This window comes from Gemmatimonadaceae bacterium (assembly GCA_030647905.1).
Lineage (GTDB): Bacteria > Gemmatimonadota > Gemmatimonadetes > Gemmatimonadales > Gemmatimonadaceae > UBA4720.
In genome coordinates, this window is record JAUSJA010000026.1 from 1 (window position 1) to 17810 (window position 17810).

Annotated in this window: 16 protein-coding genes; 9 read left to right on the forward strand and 7 right to left on the reverse strand. The window is 62.6% G+C overall.

Annotated features, from left to right (window positions below):
- Nucleotides 1-594 precede the first annotated feature (594 nt).
- From Q7S20_06205 to Q7S20_06215, 3 genes are all read right to left on the reverse strand, one after another.
- Nucleotides 595-1407, reverse strand: a complete 813-nt coding sequence (locus tag Q7S20_06205; protein ID MDO8501416.1) for a class I SAM-dependent methyltransferase — start codon at nucleotides 1405-1407, stop codon at nucleotides 595-597.
- A 131-nt stretch (nucleotides 1408-1538) separates the two neighbouring features.
- Complete coding sequence (locus Q7S20_06210; protein ID MDO8501417.1) at nucleotides 1539-2006, reverse strand: UPF0158 family protein; 468 nt, start codon at nucleotides 2004-2006, stop codon at nucleotides 1539-1541.
- A gap of 278 nt (nucleotides 2007-2284) precedes the next feature.
- Entirely contained in the window at nucleotides 2285-2542 is a 258-nt protein-coding gene (locus tag Q7S20_06215; GenBank protein MDO8501418.1) for a tyrosine-type recombinase/integrase, read from the reverse strand.
- A 287-nt stretch (nucleotides 2543-2829) separates the two neighbouring features.
- Here Q7S20_06215 and pcaF point away from each other — a divergent pair, with 287 nt between their 5' ends.
- Genes pcaF through paaZ form a run of 3 tightly spaced genes read left to right on the forward strand, consistent with a single transcriptional unit; the run spans nucleotide 2830 to nucleotide 6746 of the window.
- On the forward strand, nucleotides 2830-4047 hold the full coding sequence (gene pcaF, locus Q7S20_06220) for a 3-oxoadipyl-CoA thiolase (GenBank protein ID MDO8501419.1): 1218 nt from the start codon (nucleotides 2830-2832) through the stop codon (nucleotides 4045-4047).
- 3 nt (nucleotides 4048-4050) lie between these two features.
- Nucleotides 4051-4689, forward strand: coding sequence for a transferase hexapeptide repeat family protein (locus tag Q7S20_06225; protein MDO8501420.1), 639 nt, complete (start codon nucleotides 4051-4053; stop codon nucleotides 4687-4689).
- A 2-nt stretch (nucleotides 4690-4691) separates the two neighbouring features.
- Nucleotides 4692-6746, forward strand: a complete 2055-nt coding sequence (paaZ, locus tag Q7S20_06230) for a phenylacetic acid degradation bifunctional protein PaaZ (protein MDO8501421.1) — start codon at nucleotides 4692-4694, stop codon at nucleotides 6744-6746.
- Here paaZ and Q7S20_06235 read toward each other — a convergent pair.
- The 3 genes from Q7S20_06235 to Q7S20_06245 form a co-directional block, all read right to left on the reverse strand.
- Nucleotides 6731-8371 (reverse strand): capsule assembly Wzi family protein, encoded by a 1641-nt coding sequence (locus Q7S20_06235; protein ID MDO8501422.1) that lies wholly within the window; start codon nucleotides 8369-8371, stop codon nucleotides 6731-6733. The two genes, paaZ and Q7S20_06235, sit on opposite strands and share 16 nt — an antisense overlap.
- Nucleotides 8372-8656: 285 nt before the next feature.
- Entirely contained in the window at nucleotides 8657-9013 is a 357-nt protein-coding gene (locus tag Q7S20_06240) for a hypothetical protein (GenBank protein MDO8501423.1), read from the reverse strand.
- A gap of 63 nt (nucleotides 9014-9076) precedes the next feature.
- Nucleotides 9077-10387 carry an aminotransferase class I/II-fold pyridoxal phosphate-dependent enzyme gene (locus tag Q7S20_06245; GenBank protein MDO8501424.1) on the reverse strand — a complete coding sequence of 437 codons (1311 nt, stop codon included), beginning with the start codon at nucleotides 10385-10387 and terminating at the stop codon, nucleotides 9077-9079.
- A 93-nt stretch (nucleotides 10388-10480) separates the two neighbouring features.
- Between Q7S20_06245 and Q7S20_06250 the strand changes: the two genes are divergently transcribed.
- The 3 genes from Q7S20_06250 to Q7S20_06260 all read left to right on the forward strand — a co-directional run bounded on the left by Q7S20_06250 (nucleotide 10481) and on the right by Q7S20_06260 (nucleotide 12319).
- A complete protein-coding gene (locus Q7S20_06250; GenBank protein MDO8501425.1) occupies nucleotides 10481-11731 on the forward strand; it encodes a dipeptidase in 1251 nt (416 codons plus the stop codon).
- Nucleotides 11728-12105: a rhodanese-like domain-containing protein gene (locus tag Q7S20_06255; protein ID MDO8501426.1), complete on the forward strand. Its 378-nt coding sequence runs from the start codon at nucleotides 11728-11730 to the stop codon at nucleotides 12103-12105. The genes Q7S20_06250 and Q7S20_06255 overlap by 4 nt, the downstream gene beginning before the upstream one ends.
- 82 nt (nucleotides 12106-12187) lie before the next feature.
- A complete protein-coding gene (locus Q7S20_06260; protein MDO8501427.1) occupies nucleotides 12188-12319 on the forward strand; it encodes a hypothetical protein in 132 nt (43 codons plus the stop codon).
- 55 nt (nucleotides 12320-12374) lie between these two features.
- Here the strand turns inward: Q7S20_06260 and Q7S20_06265 are convergent, their stop codons facing one another.
- Nucleotides 12375-14315, reverse strand: coding sequence for a M1 family metallopeptidase (locus Q7S20_06265; protein MDO8501428.1), 1941 nt, complete (start codon nucleotides 14313-14315; stop codon nucleotides 12375-12377).
- A gap of 178 nt (nucleotides 14316-14493) precedes the next feature.
- Between Q7S20_06265 and Q7S20_06270 the strand changes: the two genes are divergently transcribed.
- The 3 genes from Q7S20_06270 (at nucleotide 14494) to Q7S20_06280 (ending at nucleotide 17791) form a co-directional block, all read left to right on the forward strand.
- Complete coding sequence (locus Q7S20_06270) at nucleotides 14494-15057, forward strand: hypothetical protein (GenBank protein MDO8501429.1); 564 nt, start codon at nucleotides 14494-14496, stop codon at nucleotides 15055-15057.
- A 224-nt stretch (nucleotides 15058-15281) separates the two neighbouring features.
- On the forward strand, nucleotides 15282-15818 hold the full coding sequence (locus Q7S20_06275) for a DinB family protein (protein MDO8501430.1): 537 nt from the start codon (nucleotides 15282-15284) through the stop codon (nucleotides 15816-15818).
- Nucleotides 15819-15847: 29 nt separating this feature from the next.
- Nucleotides 15848-17791, forward strand: coding sequence for a DUF885 domain-containing protein (locus Q7S20_06280; protein MDO8501431.1), 1944 nt, complete (start codon nucleotides 15848-15850; stop codon nucleotides 17789-17791).
- Nucleotides 17792-17810 lie beyond the last annotated feature (19 nt).

Genomic DNA, 17810 nt, shown 5'->3' on the forward strand with positions numbered 1-17810 from the left:
GAGCTTGTCGGTTTTCTCTGGGCCGTGATGCGGGAGCGTCCCGCAGCCCAGATCCCGTCTACGTCTTCAATGAACTAAAATGAACTCATGCGAATGCCGTGTCCCTGACGTGGAGGACCCGGAGGGTCAGCTTGCGGCACGATTTGGAGGACGCTCGAGGGCGTTATGCGGTAAGGTCGATCTGTTGCTCTTCGCGACCGAATCCCCGTGCCTAGAATGAGCCTGCTCCGGACGAATCCAGTTCTTGCCGCTCTGTGAAAGCGATTTCGCAATCGGCGTATATCAGCAGGATTCATCGTCGAAGCCGCCGCAGGCGCCTCCGGTTTTCCACCTCAGGGATTGGCTGTTCGCTGGTGTTGTTCTCACTCTCGTCTCGCTGGACATCGACCATCTCATCGATGCCAATTATTGCACACGCCCCCACACGCCCCCACACGCCCCCTTGACACCAGCCCAGTCATATCAACGCTCGGCATCAGCGGCGGCGCAGAGCGCCGTCCGCTGCATGCCGTTGTTCGGTGGCACAACGACGGTCTCAGGAGGCCGAGAATAGCCAATCGCGGTCGTTCGGCTACACTCAAGGGCCCTGCGCTCTCAGACCATGACTGTGACGCGCAGGAACGTGGCCGGGATCGAGGTCGTATTCTTGTCCGACGCAGTGTTCTGGCGTGTGAACAGTTCTTCGAGTTCCCTCAGCAGATCGGAAGCTCGACCGTTCTTGCCCGCAGCTTCGAAGGCATTCATGGTCGGGCCGTAATAGTTCCTGAACGCGTCTACGAACCCGGATGCGGGGCCAGGATAGTTGAAGACCCATGTGTCTTTGGCGAATGAGATTTGTTCTCTTGATATACCCGCGCCTCCGAACCTTTCGATTACGCTGCCCTCGATACCCCACGTCATCGGACTGACAAAGCCTTCTGGCGGCGGCGGTGAGTATGAGGAGCTGATCTTTAAGATCTGCGCGACTAGCGTCGGATCGTTGGGAATCCAGTTTCCCATGACGATCCTGCCTCCGGTCCGGGTTACGCGCACCATCTCCTTGGCGACATCAAAGGGCTTCGGCGCGAACATAGCTCCGAATATGCTGACGACGAGGTCGAACGTGTCATCCTTCAGATCGTGTAGATTGCTCGCGTCACCTTCCTGAAACCTGCAGTTCTTCAAGCCAAGTGTTGACACCCGCTTGTTCCCGGCATCGACAAGGTTGCTCGCGATATCGACACCGAGCACGTCCGCCCCGAGCTTTGCCGTCGGCACGGCCGTCGTTCCATCTCCGCATCCGAGATCCAGGGCCTTGAGCCCCTTTGTAATGCCTAAGCCTGCGACGAGCGCTTCGCCGCTTGCTCTCATGGTTTCGGCGATGTGAGTGAAGTCTCCCTTTTCCCAAAGAGCCTTGTTTGGATTCATTTGCGGTGTGCCTCCTATTGAGTTAGCCAATTTTACTGTGCCATCGAATGCCTTCAGCTAAGCTGCAGGCGAATCAAATAAAATGCGAGCGAAGCGAGCTTCATTAGATCGCCTGGCAGCTTCAGCGAGTGTTAGGCGTCACTGGGGAGAGAATCAAGCTCGATACCGTTCGCCTCGCACCAAGTTCGCGCCACGTCCGTGTAGGCACGCTCACGAAAGGCATACCACGCATCCGAAAGCCCAAGCCGGTGTACGGTGTCTTTAAAGCGCCGAAATGCCTTCGCGCCGCGTAACGACGCGAGCGTTTCATCACGCCGGTGCGAGTCTTCAATCTCCGTGGCAAACCCTTCCATCATCCGATACTCGTCTATCTCAAAACGATCCGGGAGGGCAAGATACTCATCACCGCCACCCAAGATCGCCCGGGCGTCAGCAAGTTCTTCAGGCTCTACCGAGTTCTCGTCATCTTCGTCTGCAGCGCCGAGCGCTTCCTCGCTCACCCATAGGACTCGCCCAGTGGGACGATGCAGGTATGACGTCATCTGGTCGGACTGAACGTCCATGCCATCGAGGATTTCGCTAAGGCGGACTCGAGTCATCGGCCATTCAAATTGCGGAACGTGACCTGCTGCTGACGCCTAACGCCAATTAGACATCCATCTTATGCAGCGAGCCAGGTCGAAACGCAACAATGCTCGCTGTCTAGGATCGGACGAGAATTCCACAACGCCGCAATCCCCTCTAGCGGTTGGCACTTACGAACGACGATCCAGGTCGCTCGATAATTTAGACAGCACGGGCTCGCTGCCTAATTCCGCTGACCTCCAGAATCTGGCTGAGCATCCGCGCGGAGACGTGTGCCCGCCGGCGCTGAGCGTCAGAGTCGGTCCGCGGGACTGCGGACACCCAGTCCGCCGCGATTCAGTACGTGCGTGTACACCATCGTGGTCCGAACATCGGAATGACCGAGCAGCTCCTGAATCGTTCGGATGTCCGCGCCACTCTCGAGAAGATGGGTGGCAAACGAATGGCGAAACACGTGACAGGTCACACGCTTTCCTATTTTCGCCTCAGTCGTAGCATCACGAACCGCGCGCTGCACCTGCGTCTCGTGAAGATGGTGCCGCCGCGCCACGCCCAAAAGGTCGACGAATGTCCGGGTCGCCGGGAACAGATAGAACCAGGGCCATTCACGATCGGCGTTGGGAAGCTTTCGCGCCAACGCACCGTCGGCAACCGCCGTGACGGCGTGTGAAAGTCAGCTTCGCTATCCACCTGCCCGTCAGCGACATCCATTTCCCGCCCCCGAAATCCCAGTGACGTGAGCATGCCGTGTCGCTTCGCGGCACCAACCGCCGGATGCGCCATTCCCGGCCCACAGTCCCTCGCACCAGTCCCCATGCCCTTAGATTTTGACGCGTGATGACAAATGCATTCATTGTGGACGGAATCCGTACCCCGGTGGGCAGCTTTTCGGGGTCCCTCTCCACCGTGCGCGCCGACGACCTCGCGGCGCACGTGATCGCGCGCCTCATGGAGCGCAATGCGTCCGTCGATCCGGCAACGATCGCAGACGTGGTGATGGGTTGCGCCAATCAGGCGGGCGAGGACAATCGCAACGTCGCGCGGATGGCATTGCTCCTTGCCGGCCTGCCGGCTTCGGTGCCGGGCGAGACTGTGAACCGCCTGTGCGCATCGGGAATGAGCGCCGTCGTCAACGCCGCCCGCGCCGCCTCGCTCGGCGACGGCGACTTCTACGTTGCGGGCGGAGTCGAGCACATGACGCGCGCGCCTTACGTGCTCTCGAAGTCGGCGCAGCCGTTCGCTCGCAACGCCGAGCTGTTCGACACGAGCATCGGCTGGCGTTTCGTGAATCCGAAGATGCGTGACAGGTACGGCATTGACTCGATGGGCCAGACTGCAGAGAACGTAGCCGAACAGTTCGGTGTGTCGCGCGCCGACCAGGACCTTTTCGCGTGCGATTCGCAGCGGAAGGCCAGCGCCGCGCGCGCTGAGGGACGGTTCGAGCGCGAGATTGCGCCCGTCACGATTCCGGCGGACAAGCGCGGGAAGGAGCCGACTGTTTTTGCCGCGGACGAGTTCATCCGACCCGATACGACTCTCGAGATACTCGCCAAGCTGAAGCCGGCGTTCCGCACGGACGGCAAAGGCACGGTGACTGCGGGCAATTCTTCAGGCATCAACGACGGAGCCGCGGCGCTCCTCATCGCGTCCGAAGCAGGCGTCGCCCGGCTCGGCCTCGATCCGATGGTGCGCATCGTTTCGTCCGCCGCCGCTGGAGTCGAGCCGCGCATCATGGGGATGGGGCCGGTCCCCGCCTCGCGCATGGCCCTGGCGAAGGCGGGGCTCGAGCTCGAGCAGATGGATGTCATCGAGCTCAACGAGGCCTTCGCCGCACAGTCCCTGGCGTGCATGCGTGAGCTCGGGCTCGACGACGACGATCCGCGCGTCAATCCGAACGGTGGTGCCATCGCGCTCGGTCATCCTCTCGGTATGTCGGGAGCGCGGCTGCTCCTGACCGCCGCTCATCAGCTCCGGCAGACGGGTGGCAGGTATGCGCTGTGCACGATGTGCATCGGCGTCGGCCAGGGAATGGCGACGATCATCGAGCGGGTCTGAAGCGTGATCCGGAAGGAACCGGCGCCGCACAACATCTATGAGTTCGACGGATTCCGACCGGTGATCCACGAGTCCGCGTTCATTCACCCAAACGCGACCGTGACCGGCAACGTCATCATCGGACGCGACGTGTATGTGGGACCCGGTGCCGCGATCCGCGGCGACTGGGGCGGCATCGTCATCGAGGACGGATGCAACGTTCAGGAGAACTGCACCGTGCACATGTTCCCCGGCGTGACGGTCGTGCTCGAAACGAGCGCGCACATCGGGCACGGGGCGATCGTTCACGGCGCTCGCATCGGCCGGAACTCGCTGATCGGGATGAATGCAGTCGTGATGGATAACGCTGTCGTCGGCGCCGAGTGCATCGTCGGCGCGCTGTGTTTCGTCCCGGCCGGGATGCAGATACCCGACAGAAAGGTGGTGGTGGGAAACCCGGCGAAGATCGTGAAGGATGTGAGCGACGAGATGATCGAGTGGAAGAGCGAAGGGACGCGGCTCTATCAGTCGCTTCCCGCGCAGATGCGCGCGACGCTCAAACCCACCGAGCCGCTGCACGAGGCCGAGCCCGACCGGCCGAGCCAGCAGACGAGCTACAGGACGTGGCGAGAGACATCGCCCAGAACCGGCGAACAGGAATAGCAATGGCGAGACTCAGGAGCTACTCGCAGGGCGAGTGGGTGGAAGGCACCGGAAAGGGCACCGATCTCGTGCACGCCGTCACCGGCGAGAAGATCGGCGAAGCGACGAGCGAAGGTCTCGACTTCAAAGGCATGCTCGACTACGGCCGCAACACCGGCGGTCCGAAGCTTCGCGCAATGACGTTCCATGAGCGCGCGCGGATGCTGAAGGAGATGGCCAGGTACCTGATGGACCGGAAGGATGAGTTCTACAAGCTCTCCGAAGCCACCGGTGCAACGAAGACCGATTCCTGGATAGACATCGAAGGCGGCATCGGCACTTTCTTCGCCTATGCCAGCAAGGGGCGCCGCGAGTTCCCCAACGAGACGTTCTTCCTGGACGGGAGCGTCGAGCAGTTGTCCAAGGACAACACGTTCGTCGGCAGGCACATCTGCGTACCGCTCGAGGGAACGGCCGTCCACATCAACGCATTCAACTTCCCGTGCTGGGGAATGCTCGAAAAGCTCGCGCCGACTTTCCTTGGCGGCATGCCCGCGATAGTGAAGCCCGCGACCATCACGTCTTATCTCACCGAAGGGATGGTGCGCGCGATGATCGAGTCGGGCATCATGCCCGAGGGTGCGCTTCAGCTCATCGTCGGCGCGACCGGTGATCTGCTCGATCACGTAACCGGACAGGATGTCGTCACCTTCACCGGCAGCGCGACCACCGGGCGGAAGCTCAAGGCGGGAAAGGCGATCGTCGAGAATTCGGTGCGGTTCAATCAGGAAGCCGACTCGCTCAACTTCTCGATGCTCGGACCCGAGTCGAAGCCCGGCACCGAGGAATTCGATCTCTTCGTGAAGGAAGTCGTGCGCGAGATGACCGTGAAGGCGGGGCAGAAATGCACCGCCATTCGCCGCACCATCGTGCCCGCCCCGATGGTGGACGATGTCATCAAGGCCGTCAGCAAGCGGCTCGGCGGGGTGAAAGTTGGTGATCCGCAGGTTGAGGGCATCAGGATGGGGCCGCTCGCCGGCAAGGCGCAGGTCGCGGACATCCGGAAGAGCGTCGAGCGATTGAAGGACGGATCGGAGCTGGTGTACGGAGATCCGGACAACTTTGATGTAGCGGCCGGCGACAAATCGAAGGGTGCTTTCTTCCCGGCGACGCTGCTCTACTGCGATTCTCCATTCAGCGTTGACGCACCGCACACCGTCGAGGCGTTCGGGCCGGTGAACACCGTCATGCCGTACTCGAGCATCGAGGAGGCCATCGAGCTGGCGAAGCTCGGCCGCGGCAGTCTCGTGGGCTCGCTGTTCACGTCCGACGACCGGGTGGCGCGCGAGGTTGTGCTCGGCACCGCGTCGCACCATGGGCGGATCATGATCGCCGACAGGACCACGGCGAAATCATCCACGGGCCATGGATCTCCGCTTCCGGGTCTGGTGCATGGCGGACCAGGGCGCGCGGGGGGCGGCGAGGAGCTCGGCGGAGCTCGCGGCGCGCTGCACTACATGCAGCGCACCGCGCTGCAGGGATCGCCGACAACGCTCACGCGCATCTCCAATGAATGGATCAAGGGAGCCGCGCAGCCAACCGATCGCATCCATCCGTTCAGGAAGTACTTCGACGAAATCGAGATCGGCGACACGCTGATCACGCACCGGCGCACGATCACCGAGGCCGACATCGTGAACTTCGCCGGGATCAGCGGCGATTTTTTCTACGCCCACATGGACGACATCGCGGCCAGAGAGTCGTTGTTCGAGAAGCGCGTCGCGCACGGTTATTTCGTTCTGTCAGCCGCGGCCGGGCTTTTCGTGGATCCCGCGCCGGGGCCGGTGCTCGCGAACTATGGTCTCGACAATCTGCGGTTCGTGAAGCCCGTGCACGTCGGCGACACGATTCAGGTGCGCCTCACCTGCAAGCAGAAGACGGCGAAGGAGACGCCACCTGATACCGTGCCGCAAGGTGTCGTCGCGTGGGACGTCGAGGTGACGAATCAGAATCAGGAGCCCGTAGCTGTCTATACGATCCTGACTCTGGTGAAGCGCGGCGGTCACCAGGCTCCGTAGCGAACCGAGACTCCGAGACCGACGTTGGTTTTGTCGGACTGAAGATTCCGGTTGAGATCGAAGGTGAGCGATCCCTGCACAGTCACATCCACCGGGCCCACGAAGCGGGTCATCTCGCCGCCGAGCGTGTTCAGGACATCAGGTTCCGCCGACTCGTGCGCGACCACTCTTCGCGCGTAGCCGGTCACTCTCCCCCTCGTCGTGAAACGATCGAACGCAAGTATCTGGGCGTTGCCGCTCCCAGGCCCTACGTCGGCGGAGAGGAGCTGTCCCCGCTGCGTGTGACCCTGCTTCAGCACGGAGTGTATGTACACTCCCCCTTCTCCCATTTCCCGCGTCTGAACTCCCCCGGGAGCCTCGTAGGTGAAGAACTCCGCGCGTAACGCGCTCATGACAGTCGGCGACAGCCACGCCTTGCGGAAGCCCACGTTGCTCATGGAAGCATGGTCGGGCTCGAGCAGAAAATCGCGCAGGTCGGCGCTGTGATCCTCGCGGGCGAACTCACCGTACAGGTCGAACCCGCTGCCCGGTGGAGCTATTCGCACGAAAACCGACGCAAGCTGGTTCTCTTTCACGCCGCGTGTTTCCCCGAAAGCGGTGTCGGCTTCCACCGGCAGTCTGTTCTTGAGCAGTCCCAGAAAGGGCAGACGCAGATTGTGGCTGCTCAGTCCGCCGCGAAGGTTGGCCGCGTGAAAGAACCGGGTGCCGCCAATCTCCAGTCCTGGGAGCCCTCGCACCTGCATGAGACCGACGAGTCCAGCCATGAAACGGCGTGTCCCGGTCTCGGTGGAGTTCACCCAGTAAGTGGATCCCGTGACAGGCGACCACGCTGACTGCTCGAGGTAACCGTACACGACACGACCGTGCAGGCTGGCGAACCCGATGCTGGCCGGCGACGACGTGCCGAGAAAAACATGCGCGAATCCCCCCGCATTGTTGCCGAGTATCGGAGAGAATTCCGAGGTCGGACCCCACCATTGGCTGGCGGTCGAGATTCCCGCAGTCGCTCCCAGAAAATCGACACGGATGGTGCTCTCGCCCGGATCGAGCCGCATGTAAGGCTGTGTCCCGAATGTCTGCGGCCTGTCCACCGCGGTTGGAAATCCGCCATCGGCGAACCGCAGACGTCCCGTTGCACCGTTCGGCATCAGCGCGATGCTCTGGTTCTCGGCGCGGAACGCGACAGGGGCGAGTACCGCCGAGAATGCGCCGTAGCGCGCGGCGATTCCCATGCGCACCGAAGTGGTCAGGCCCCTGCCGTTCCACACCGGGCCGTCGTTACCGCCGAAGGGAAATGCGCTGTTCACATTCAAGCTCAAGGCCGGACGCACGACGTCCCAACGGAAACCGGACTGCGTGCCGCTGCCGAGGGAATAGCGCCTTGCCCAGGGGTGCTGCGTGTCCTTCGGCGCAAGGCGGTCTATCTCGGCGGGTGAGAACCCGCGAATTCCGAACGGATAACTGGCGGATTTTCCGGCGGTCTGCAGGTATCTCAGATACGATTCGAGAACGCTGCCGGCGAACACCTCGCTCGCTCCGCCGGTGTTCGTCTGTGCCGGCACGGGCAAGGCGTCGAGGAACAGCGCTGCGGCCGCGAGCACCACGGCGAGCAGGGGCCGCCGCATCCGCCGAATAATCCCTGCCTTTTTCGACATATCTCCAGTTAATTGGATGACGTTCACGTTCATCTCGAGAGCTGCGCTAGCCCGGATTTCTCACGATACGATAGGTATTGAAAACGGCTGCCTCGTGTGGGATAACGGGTTTACCGAGAACACGTTAACGCCAACACGAGGGCAGCCGTTATGAAGACAGAGTGTACGGCGGACACGTTGCGGTTTCAAGGGGTCGCTGGACGGGCTGTGCAGGCGCGGTTTGACGGCGGGACGAAGCGCGTCTCGCATCCGTAGTCAGTTGCGCGGCGAGCGGGCTCTCGGAACTACGGGGATGCTCTGGGTCACCATCGGAGAGAGCTCGCTGGTTTTCATCACGTCGGACTTCCCCTGAGCCTCGTGAGTGCTGGCGCTCGCCTGGAGCCGAGCCATGAAGCGCTCCTTCTCGCGCATACTGGTCATGTCCATGATGAGACCGCTCGTCACGGCTTCCACTTGCTTGAGCCGCTCTTCCATCTCTCGGAGGCTGTCGCCGGAGGTCTTTCCTCCGCGGCTCAGGTTGTACCAGGTGACAATCAGGCTCTTGGCGACCCAGCCGGTGACGCCGACCAGCACGATCAGAAGAAAAATGGCGCGGGGATCGAAGAACATCATGTCCGGACGCAGCCGGCCAGCCGATAGTTTCAGCCACGCGCGATTTTTTTTGCGCCTTCCGAGCTAGCTGACCTGGTCCAGCAGCGCCTTGATGCGGGGGAAGAGGACCTGGATTTCGTCCATGGAAACCGCGCCCGCGGAAAGTCGGAACCAGCCGGTATTCGCCCGCACACCGAATGCCTGAAACGGGACGACCGCGGCGCCCCCCCGCTCCAGCAGCAAGACACGAATGTCCTCGTCCGTGGTCAGGGTCCTGTCATCGAATGATTTCCCATGCAGCCGAAACTGCGCCGAGAAGTAGATGGCGCCCTGAGGGTTGATCGAATCCACCGGGTAGCCCTCGGACTTCAGCGCCTCGAAGCCCTCGTGCATCGCGTGCAGGCGCTCGGCGAGCCGGGCGTCCATCTCCTCCCTGAAATCGGCTATCGCATCGGGGTCGTTGAGGAAGGCGGCGACACCAACCTGCTCCGGTCGCGGCGCCCACGCGCCGGCGTTCGACAGCAGGTCGCGAATGCGCGCGCCGATCGCGGGGGCCACGAGCATCCATCCCAGCCGCAGGCCGGTGCCGGCGTACGCCTTGGAGACGCCGTCGGCCGAGATGACGTAGCGCGCCGATTCCGGCACGAGCGCCGCGGGATAGACGTGCTTCTGCCCCTTGGAGACGAGAGCGCCGTACATCTGATCGTGGAGGACGAAGATGGGGCGCCTGCCGGTGGCCTCGCGCGCGCGATTCTCGCTCACGACCGCGCGCAGGATGTCGCCCAGCTGCTCCTCGCTCATGACCGTACCGGTCGGATTCCCCGGAGAGCAGATGCAGATCATCGTCGCATCGGTGAGGTGCGGGCGAAACTGCTCGACGGTGGGCTGGAATCCGGTTTCCACTGTCGCTTCGATGACGACCGACTGGGCGCCTGTCAGCCACGAGTACGCGTCGTTCTGCCACGATGGTACCGAAAAGACGACCTTGTCGCCGGGATTCACGATCGCGCGATAGGCGCCATAGAGAACCGGGCGCCCGCCGCTGCAGACGACGATTGCGTCCAGCGGATATCGGACACCGGCAGTCCTGAAGACGTAATCGGAAATCGCCTGCCGGAGGACGGGAAGGCCCTCCGGGTTCGGATAGTTGGTCTCGCCGCGCGCCACGGCGTCCTGAATCGCCTGCGCGAGCCTCTTCGGGATCGGAAAATAGCGCGGGTCGAAATCACCGACACTCAGATTCACCACCGTCTCGCCGCTGGCGAGCATTCCGCGGACCTGGCGGGTGATTTTCAGGATGCCGGATTCGTGCAGCCCTCGCGCACTCACGGAGACGGCGTCGTCGAGCGACTGCTGGTCGCCGAAATCCAGAGGTTTTGCGGGGTCTTGAGTCATGGGCGGATTCTACCCACATGGAGTAGGCCAGTCCAGCGCGTTATGTTTTGCACTCCCCCTGTTTCCTCAGCCTGGAACGAGTCCATGAGATGCTTGATCACACTAGTCGCGCTCACCACCATGAGCGCATCCGTCATGTCCGCCCAGGCAACTGAGAAGGACTTCGCCAGGGCGCGAAGGGTTCTCGCCTCGACGCCGCTCATAGATGGCCACAACGACCTTCCGTGGGCGATTCGCGAAGATGCGAAAGCACCGCTCGACGTCGCCGCTTACGATCTGAGACAGCGCACGCGCGGGCATACCGATCTCGAGCGCCTTAAGCAGGGAATGGTCGGCGCGCAGTTCTGGTCCCTCTACATCCCCGGAGAAGCGAAGGACTCGGGCTACGCGCGAATCCAGCTCGAGCAGTTCGACATAGCGCGACGATTCATCGCGATGTATCCCGATCGCCTCCAACTCGCGCTCAGCTCGAGCGACATCCGCGACGCATTCAGGAAGAAGAAGATCGGATCGCTACTCGGGATGGAAGGCGGCCACGCTATCGAGAACTCGCTTGGCGCACTGCGGTCGTATTACGCCCTCGGCGCGCGATACCTGACGCTGACGCACAATGTCACGCTCGACTGGGCCGATGCGGCGCTCGATTCGGCGAAGCATGACGGACTCACGGAGTTCGGCAAGGAAGTTGTGCGCGAGATGAACCGGCTGGGAATGCTCGTGGACTTATCGCACGTTTCTCCGGCCGCGATGAGCGATGTGCTCGACGTGAGCGAGGCGCCGGTGATCTTTTCGCACTCGGACTCGCGCGCTCTCGTTGACGTTCCGCGCAACATTCCCGATTCGATCCTGACGCGCCTGCGGACGAACGGCGGCGTGGCGATGATAACGTTCGTGCCGAGCTTCATCTCGAAGCAGTTCGCCGACAACGAGGCCGACTTCAACCGCGCCGCGCAGGATATCCGTCTCCGGCTTGCCGGCGACGCGGCGGCGATCAAGCGGGAGATGGACGCGCTGCGCGCCAGTCATCCGCGGCCCGTCGTCAAGCTGACCCAGGTCGCCGACCACATCGAGCACATGCGGGACGTGGCGGGAATCGATCACATCGGCATCGGTGCCGACTTCGACGGCATCACCGAAGTCATCCAGGGACTCGAGGACGTATCGAAGTATCCGGCGCTCTTCGCCGAGCTCGCGCATCGCGGCTGGTCGGATGAAGACATGAAGAAGCTGGCGGGAGAGAATGTGCTCCGCGCGTTCGCGAAGGCGGAGGAGGTCGCGGCACGTCTTCAGAAGTCGCGACAGCCATCCACGAAGACGATCGCCCAGCTCGACGGAAAAAAATGAGCGTGCATCTGCATTCCCCGGGCTTCCTCGCAATCGTCGCGGACGCAAAGTCCCGCGTTCGCGAAGTGACGGTCGGGGAAGCGCTCAGGGCGGTCAACGGGGGCAGCGCGCGACTGATTGACGTGCGCGAGGACAACGAATGGGAGGCGGCCCACGCGAAAGGCGCCGATCACCTCGGCAAGGGGATCATCGAGCGCGACATCGAAAAGACGGTGCCGGACAAGGACGCCGAGCTGATCCTGTATTGCGGCGGCGGTTTCCGCGCCGCTCTGGCTGCCGATGCGCTTCAGAAGATGGGTTACACCAACGTCGCGTCGATGGCCGGCGGCTGGCGCGCATGGCTCGAAGCAAAGGCTCCAATCGAAGAGGACTGAAGAGGAACCCTCTGCGTCTTCTGCGTCTCTCGTCCCTATCAAGGTTTACAAGGACGCCAGCTGCGACTGCTGCACGGAGTGGGTGAAGCACCTCGAGCAGAACGGCTTCAAGGTCGAAACCATGGACATGCCCGACCTCTCGGCGGTAAAGCAGAAGTACGGCGTGAAGCCGGAGATTGAGGCGGGCCACACGGCGGTATACGCGAAGAGATAGATCCCGATGAGGAAAGCCAGGCGCTCGATGACTCGGAGAATCTCGTAGCGCTCCGTTACGGCTTCCAGCTGTTGTTCGACCGATCCAGATCCTGGAAGCGATTGTCCGGGTCGAGCGTGACCGACTTGATAGCCTTTCCACCGAGCGGGACTCGGGCAGCGAGCATCCGGGTGCCGGTGAACCACTGCTCCGCCGGCAGCGTCTCCGTCCGGCTCGTGCCGTCCGCGTAGTCAATTCGCACGATCACCGGCATCGCCAGATCGCCTTTGTCACGAACGGTGATCGCTGCTTCTCCGTCCTGCGTCGTCACCAACTCGATGGACTGATCCACCGTGTAGCTCGTGAAGAACCAGCCATACCAGAACCAGCCGAGATCGCGGCCGAGCGACTGGTTCATGGACATGAAGAAATCCCATGGCGACGGGTGCTTGTATTTCCACTGAACCGCATAGTTGGCGAACGCCCGCCGCACCGCAGAATCACCCACGATCCCGCCAAGCGCGTTGAGCGCGATCTCCGGCTTGCTGTAAGTCGCGACGGAGGCATTCGGACCCGCATAGTTGCTCGGCCACATCATCGGCGCTTCCAGATCGGATCCCGCGACGCGACGGTAGCCGGCCGCGCGGGTCTGCCAGTTCACCGGCGCATTGTTGATCGCCGCCACGGCGGGCGCGTCTATGTACCCGTTGAATCCCTCGTCCATGAACCCATGCCGCGTCTCGTTCGAGCCGACCATCATCGGGAACCACTGGTGCCCGAACTCATGGACCGTGACACCGAGGCCCGACCCGTTGAAGATGATCATCGGGTACTCCATCCCCGTCTCCGGTCCATCGGCGATTGTGCCCTGCGAGAACTCGTAAGGAAAGAGAAAGGCCGAATGCTGCTCGAGCGCTTTCCGTCCGAACTGGGCGGTGTTGTTCGTCCTGTACGCTGTGTGCTGCGGCAGGTGCAGGACGTGAACGGGGACGATCCCCTTCCCCGGAATCGCTGCGTGCGTCGCGTCATACACGTAATCACGCGATACCGCGAAGGCGAAGTCGTTCACCATCGGCGCGTTGAAGTGCCATGTGAGAGTGGAGCCGGGCGCGGTGGCGTCGGCGCCGCGCTCGCTCGCCTCGACGACGTGGATCGTGGTGTCCGTCCGCATCGCCATCGCCAACCGGTCGCGAGTGCGCTGTGACAGCACCTCGGCCGGATTCTGCAGCTCGCCGGTCGCGCCGAGGAGCCAGCCGCCCGGAACCGTGATTCGTACGTCGAAGCTTCCGAACTCGTTGTAGAACTCGCCATACCCGAGGTACTGGTCGAGGTCCCAGCCGCGCAGGTCGTCGTACATCGCGACCTGCGGGTACCACTGCGCGATCTGGTACAGATAGCTGCCGTACCGCCCCATTCGCTGGCCGCGACGTGTCGTGTCCACAGCGGGCACCGTGAATCGCCACGCGACATCGATTGTCGCCGACGCGCCCGGGAGAATCGGTGCGGGTGGCGTCACCGTGGCGATGCGCTCATCGAGACGATATTGCTGCCGGTCGGTCATCGAGATAGACGTCCCGTTCACCGAGAGCTTGTCCACCGTCACGCCGTCGGTAATGTCGGTGACGTTGCCGTTCCTCTTCACGAGGGGCGTGAAGTAGTTCTGATACAGCCGAAGCACGACTGTCTTCAGCGTGTCCGGCGTCGAATTGTGGAGCGTGATCGTCTCGCTTCCGCGAAGCTGGTTCGTGGCAGCATCAATCGTCGCGTCTATCCGGTAGTCCACGCGCTGCTGCCAGTAATTCCGCCCCGGAGCGCCGGTCGAATCGCGGGTGCCCGCGGCGTATGCCTTCCGGATGGACGGCCATATCGGGATGTCCCTCCTGACAGCTCGCTCCGGCCACTGTGCACGCACCGCTGAGGCGGGAGCGGTCTGCGGCGCCGGGGAGTTGGAGCACGCTGCCAGGACGAGGGCAAAAGCTGCAGCCGAGACGCGGCGGACGATTGAATCGAAGTTCATGCGGGGTGCGGATTCGGTGAGGGGGTGAGTCAGGAGAGCAATAAGGCCCCATGCATGGAACTATCCAAGCCGGGTCCGCTTGCCCGGTCCAACGGGGGTCAAAAGACCCTTGCGTCAAAAGACCCTTGCGTAGCACTGGCTGATTATTTATACATTCTTTGTGCATAATCACTCACCAGTGACCCTTCCTTTCTCCGCCACCCCGAATGAGCCTTCCCGGCCCGTCGTTCGCAACGCCACTCGCGCCGACGCCGACCAGATCTGGGAGATGGTATCGTGCTACGCGGCCGAAGGGCTGATGCTGCCCCGCACTCTGCAGCAGGTGGCGATGAACGTTGACAATTACGTCGTCGCGACTTCCGGCACCCGTGTCGTCGCCTGCGCGGCCCTGGAGGAGTACTCCCCGTCGCTGGCCGAGGTCGCCTCGGTTGCGGTGGCAAAGGCGGAGCTCGGCAAGGGTCTGGGAACCGACGTCGTACTAGGCGTCGAGCGCCTCGCCCGCTCCCGCGATATTGGAGAGCTCTTCGCGCTCAGCCTGAGCGACCGGTTCTTCCTTTCGCTGGACTACGAGCCGATGTCCATCTCGCGCTATCCGGAGAAGCTGGCGCGCTACGACCGCCTTGCTGCGCAGGGCGTGGAGATCGTTCCCAAGCACTGCTTCCAGAAGCTCCTCGCCGATTCGTGGCAGCTCCCGACGCTGGTCGAGGACGCCCCCGCCGAGAGGGCGTTGCGGGCAAGCTGAGCCCGGCTGCTCGACGCAATAAACGAAAGGCGCGCCCCGCGGGCGCTTTTTTTTGTCCAAGTGGATTGTGGTGCAGCAACGGGTAACGGGTAACGGAAGTCTTGCAGGCCCGTTCATCGGCGTGCTTTATATGGTATCGAAGAACCGCCGCCGACCGATGCACCGCCACATCAATTATCGCTGCTCCGAAAGCTTGTAACCAGACAGCACAGGAGGACCGCCTTGTGAGCTCGCCCTTTCGTTCGATCAGACCGGTCGCCGGTGAATACGCATCCTACTACGCCAGCTATATCGCGCGCGTTCCGGACGGCGACATCGTGGAAACACTCGACCGCCAGATCTCGGAGTCGCTCGAGCTCTTCCGGTCCATTCCGGAATCACTCGGCGATCATCGTTACGCCCCCGGCAAATGGAGCATCCGCGAAGTGATCGGTCACATCGCCGACGCCGAGCGTGTTTTCGCGTACCGTGCGCTCCGGTTCTCCCGGGCAGACACGACGCCGGTGGCAGGATTCGACGAGAATGCGTACGTGAGCAACGCGCCGTTCGCGCGCACGAGTCTCGCCGATCTTGCGAGCGGGCTCGAGCACGTCAGGCGTGCCTCGCTGTATCTTTTCGCCGGGCTCGACGAGGAAGCGATGACGCGCCGCGGAATCGCGAACGGGTTCGAGGTCTCTGTCCGCGCGCTCGCGTGGATCACCGCGGGCCATGAGACTCACCACATTGACGTGCTTCGAGCACGGTATCTCACAGAGCGATGAACCGACGGTCCTTCGTACGAAGCGCCGGCATGACAGCCGCAGGTTTCGGAATTCTCCGCAACGTCCAGGCGTGCGCGCCTCCGCCGGGACCCGGGGGCATCCCACGTCCCGCAATTCTTCCCGGTACGTTCGCCGAGCTGCGTGACAGGTACTTCCTCTATCACCTGGAAAAGAACCCCGTCACGTCCACGTACCTCGGCGGAGACGGCTATAGTCCATCACTCGCCGGTTCCAATGCGCGGCTGCGGGATTATCGCGCGTCGTCGCTCAACGCGGAGCTGAGATTCTATCGGTCGCTGCGCGCATCCATCGGGCAGATACCGACGACCGGCATGACGGCCCGCGATCGCGCCGATCATCGGCTGATGTCGGCCCAGCTCGACTTTCTCATCCATCAGATCGGCGATCTTCACTATCACCAGCGCTCGCTCGACACTTATGTGGGGGAGCCGTTCCGCGGCGTGGACTGGCAGATTCAGCAGATGGTGGAGCTGCCCGGTGGACTGCTCGGCAACGAGCCCGACTGGCAACAGGTCGTCACTCGCACGATGACTGTCGCCGGGTACCTCGAGGTCGCGAAGACGAACCTTCTCTCGGGAAAGAAGGCGGGCATCATTCCCGACCGGCGGATGGTGCAGCGCGATGGCATCAACGGGAGCCATGCAAACGCGGAGTATTTCCGCACCACTCTACCGAAGACAGCGCAGCAGTTCATCGGCTCACGCCCGTTCGCCGCTACCATGCGCGCGCAGATCACGGGCGCCGGCATGACCGCCGCCAATGCGTGGGAACAGTTCGCCGCGTTCCTCGGCCAGACGTACGACGTGAACGAGACAGTGGATCGCTTCGCCGCCGGTGAGCGCGAGTACGAGTGGCGCGTGCACAACGTGGTGCAGGATCCGCGTAGCGCCGCCGAGCTCTATGAGTATGGCGCATCGCAGGTCGCGCTGTACACTGGAAAGATCGTGGACGTGGCGCGCGAATTCTCCACCAACGCGAAGCTCAATCTGCCGTTCGGCACCGACGCCGATAACTACGCGAGCGTCAGGCGGGTGATGGAGTTTCTGTCGAAGGACTCGCCGAAGAACGACGATCAGCTCTTCAAGTGGTACAGGGACGCCGGAGCGCGCGCGGTCGCGTACGGCCGTGAGCACAACCTGTTCGACGTGCCGGCCACATATCGTCTCGACGTCGTGCCCACGCCGCCGGTTCTTCAGAGCACGATAGATGCGGCGTACTACCCCGCGCCGCCCTACAGGAAGACGGGCGTTGGCCGATTCTATCTGACTCCAACGGGCAACAATCCGGAAGATCTCAAGCTCAACAACTTCTCGTCGGTCGCGGACACCGCCGTTCACGAGGGGTTCCCCGGTCACGACTGGCATTTCCGCTACATGACAGACCACAAGGACGAGATCTCGAACATTCGCTGGCTCACGCCGGGGGCCGTTGAGGATTCATCGTCCATGTGGAGCGACTCGATGGCGACCGAGGGGTGGGGCCTCTACAGCGAAGAGCTGATGTCCGAGCCCGTCGCCAACCACAAGTACGGCTTCTACTCGCCTGGTGAGTATCTCTACGAGCTGCAGGGCCAGCTGTTGCGCGCCGTGCGCATTCGCGTTGACGTCGGCATGCACACGGGACGCATGACGTTCGATCAGGCGATTGACTACTTCACCGAGCACGTCCAGTTCACTCCCGGTGCGCGCCTCGGCGCAGCGACGAATCCGGCGGCGAAGGCGGCGTTCGATTCGGCAACACGCGCCATCTACAGGTATTCCAAGTGGCCGACCCAGGCGATCACGTACAACCTCGGAAAGAACTCGATCATCGGGCTCCGCGAGGCGTGCAAGGCGAAGATGGGCGCGTCCTTCACGGCCAGGACATTTCACGAAAGATTCATGGCGCAGGGCCAGATTCCGGTCCCCTTCATAAGGGACGGCTTTCTGGAGGAGTGCGGCCCGCAGGGCTAGCACAATCACACTGGGAGCG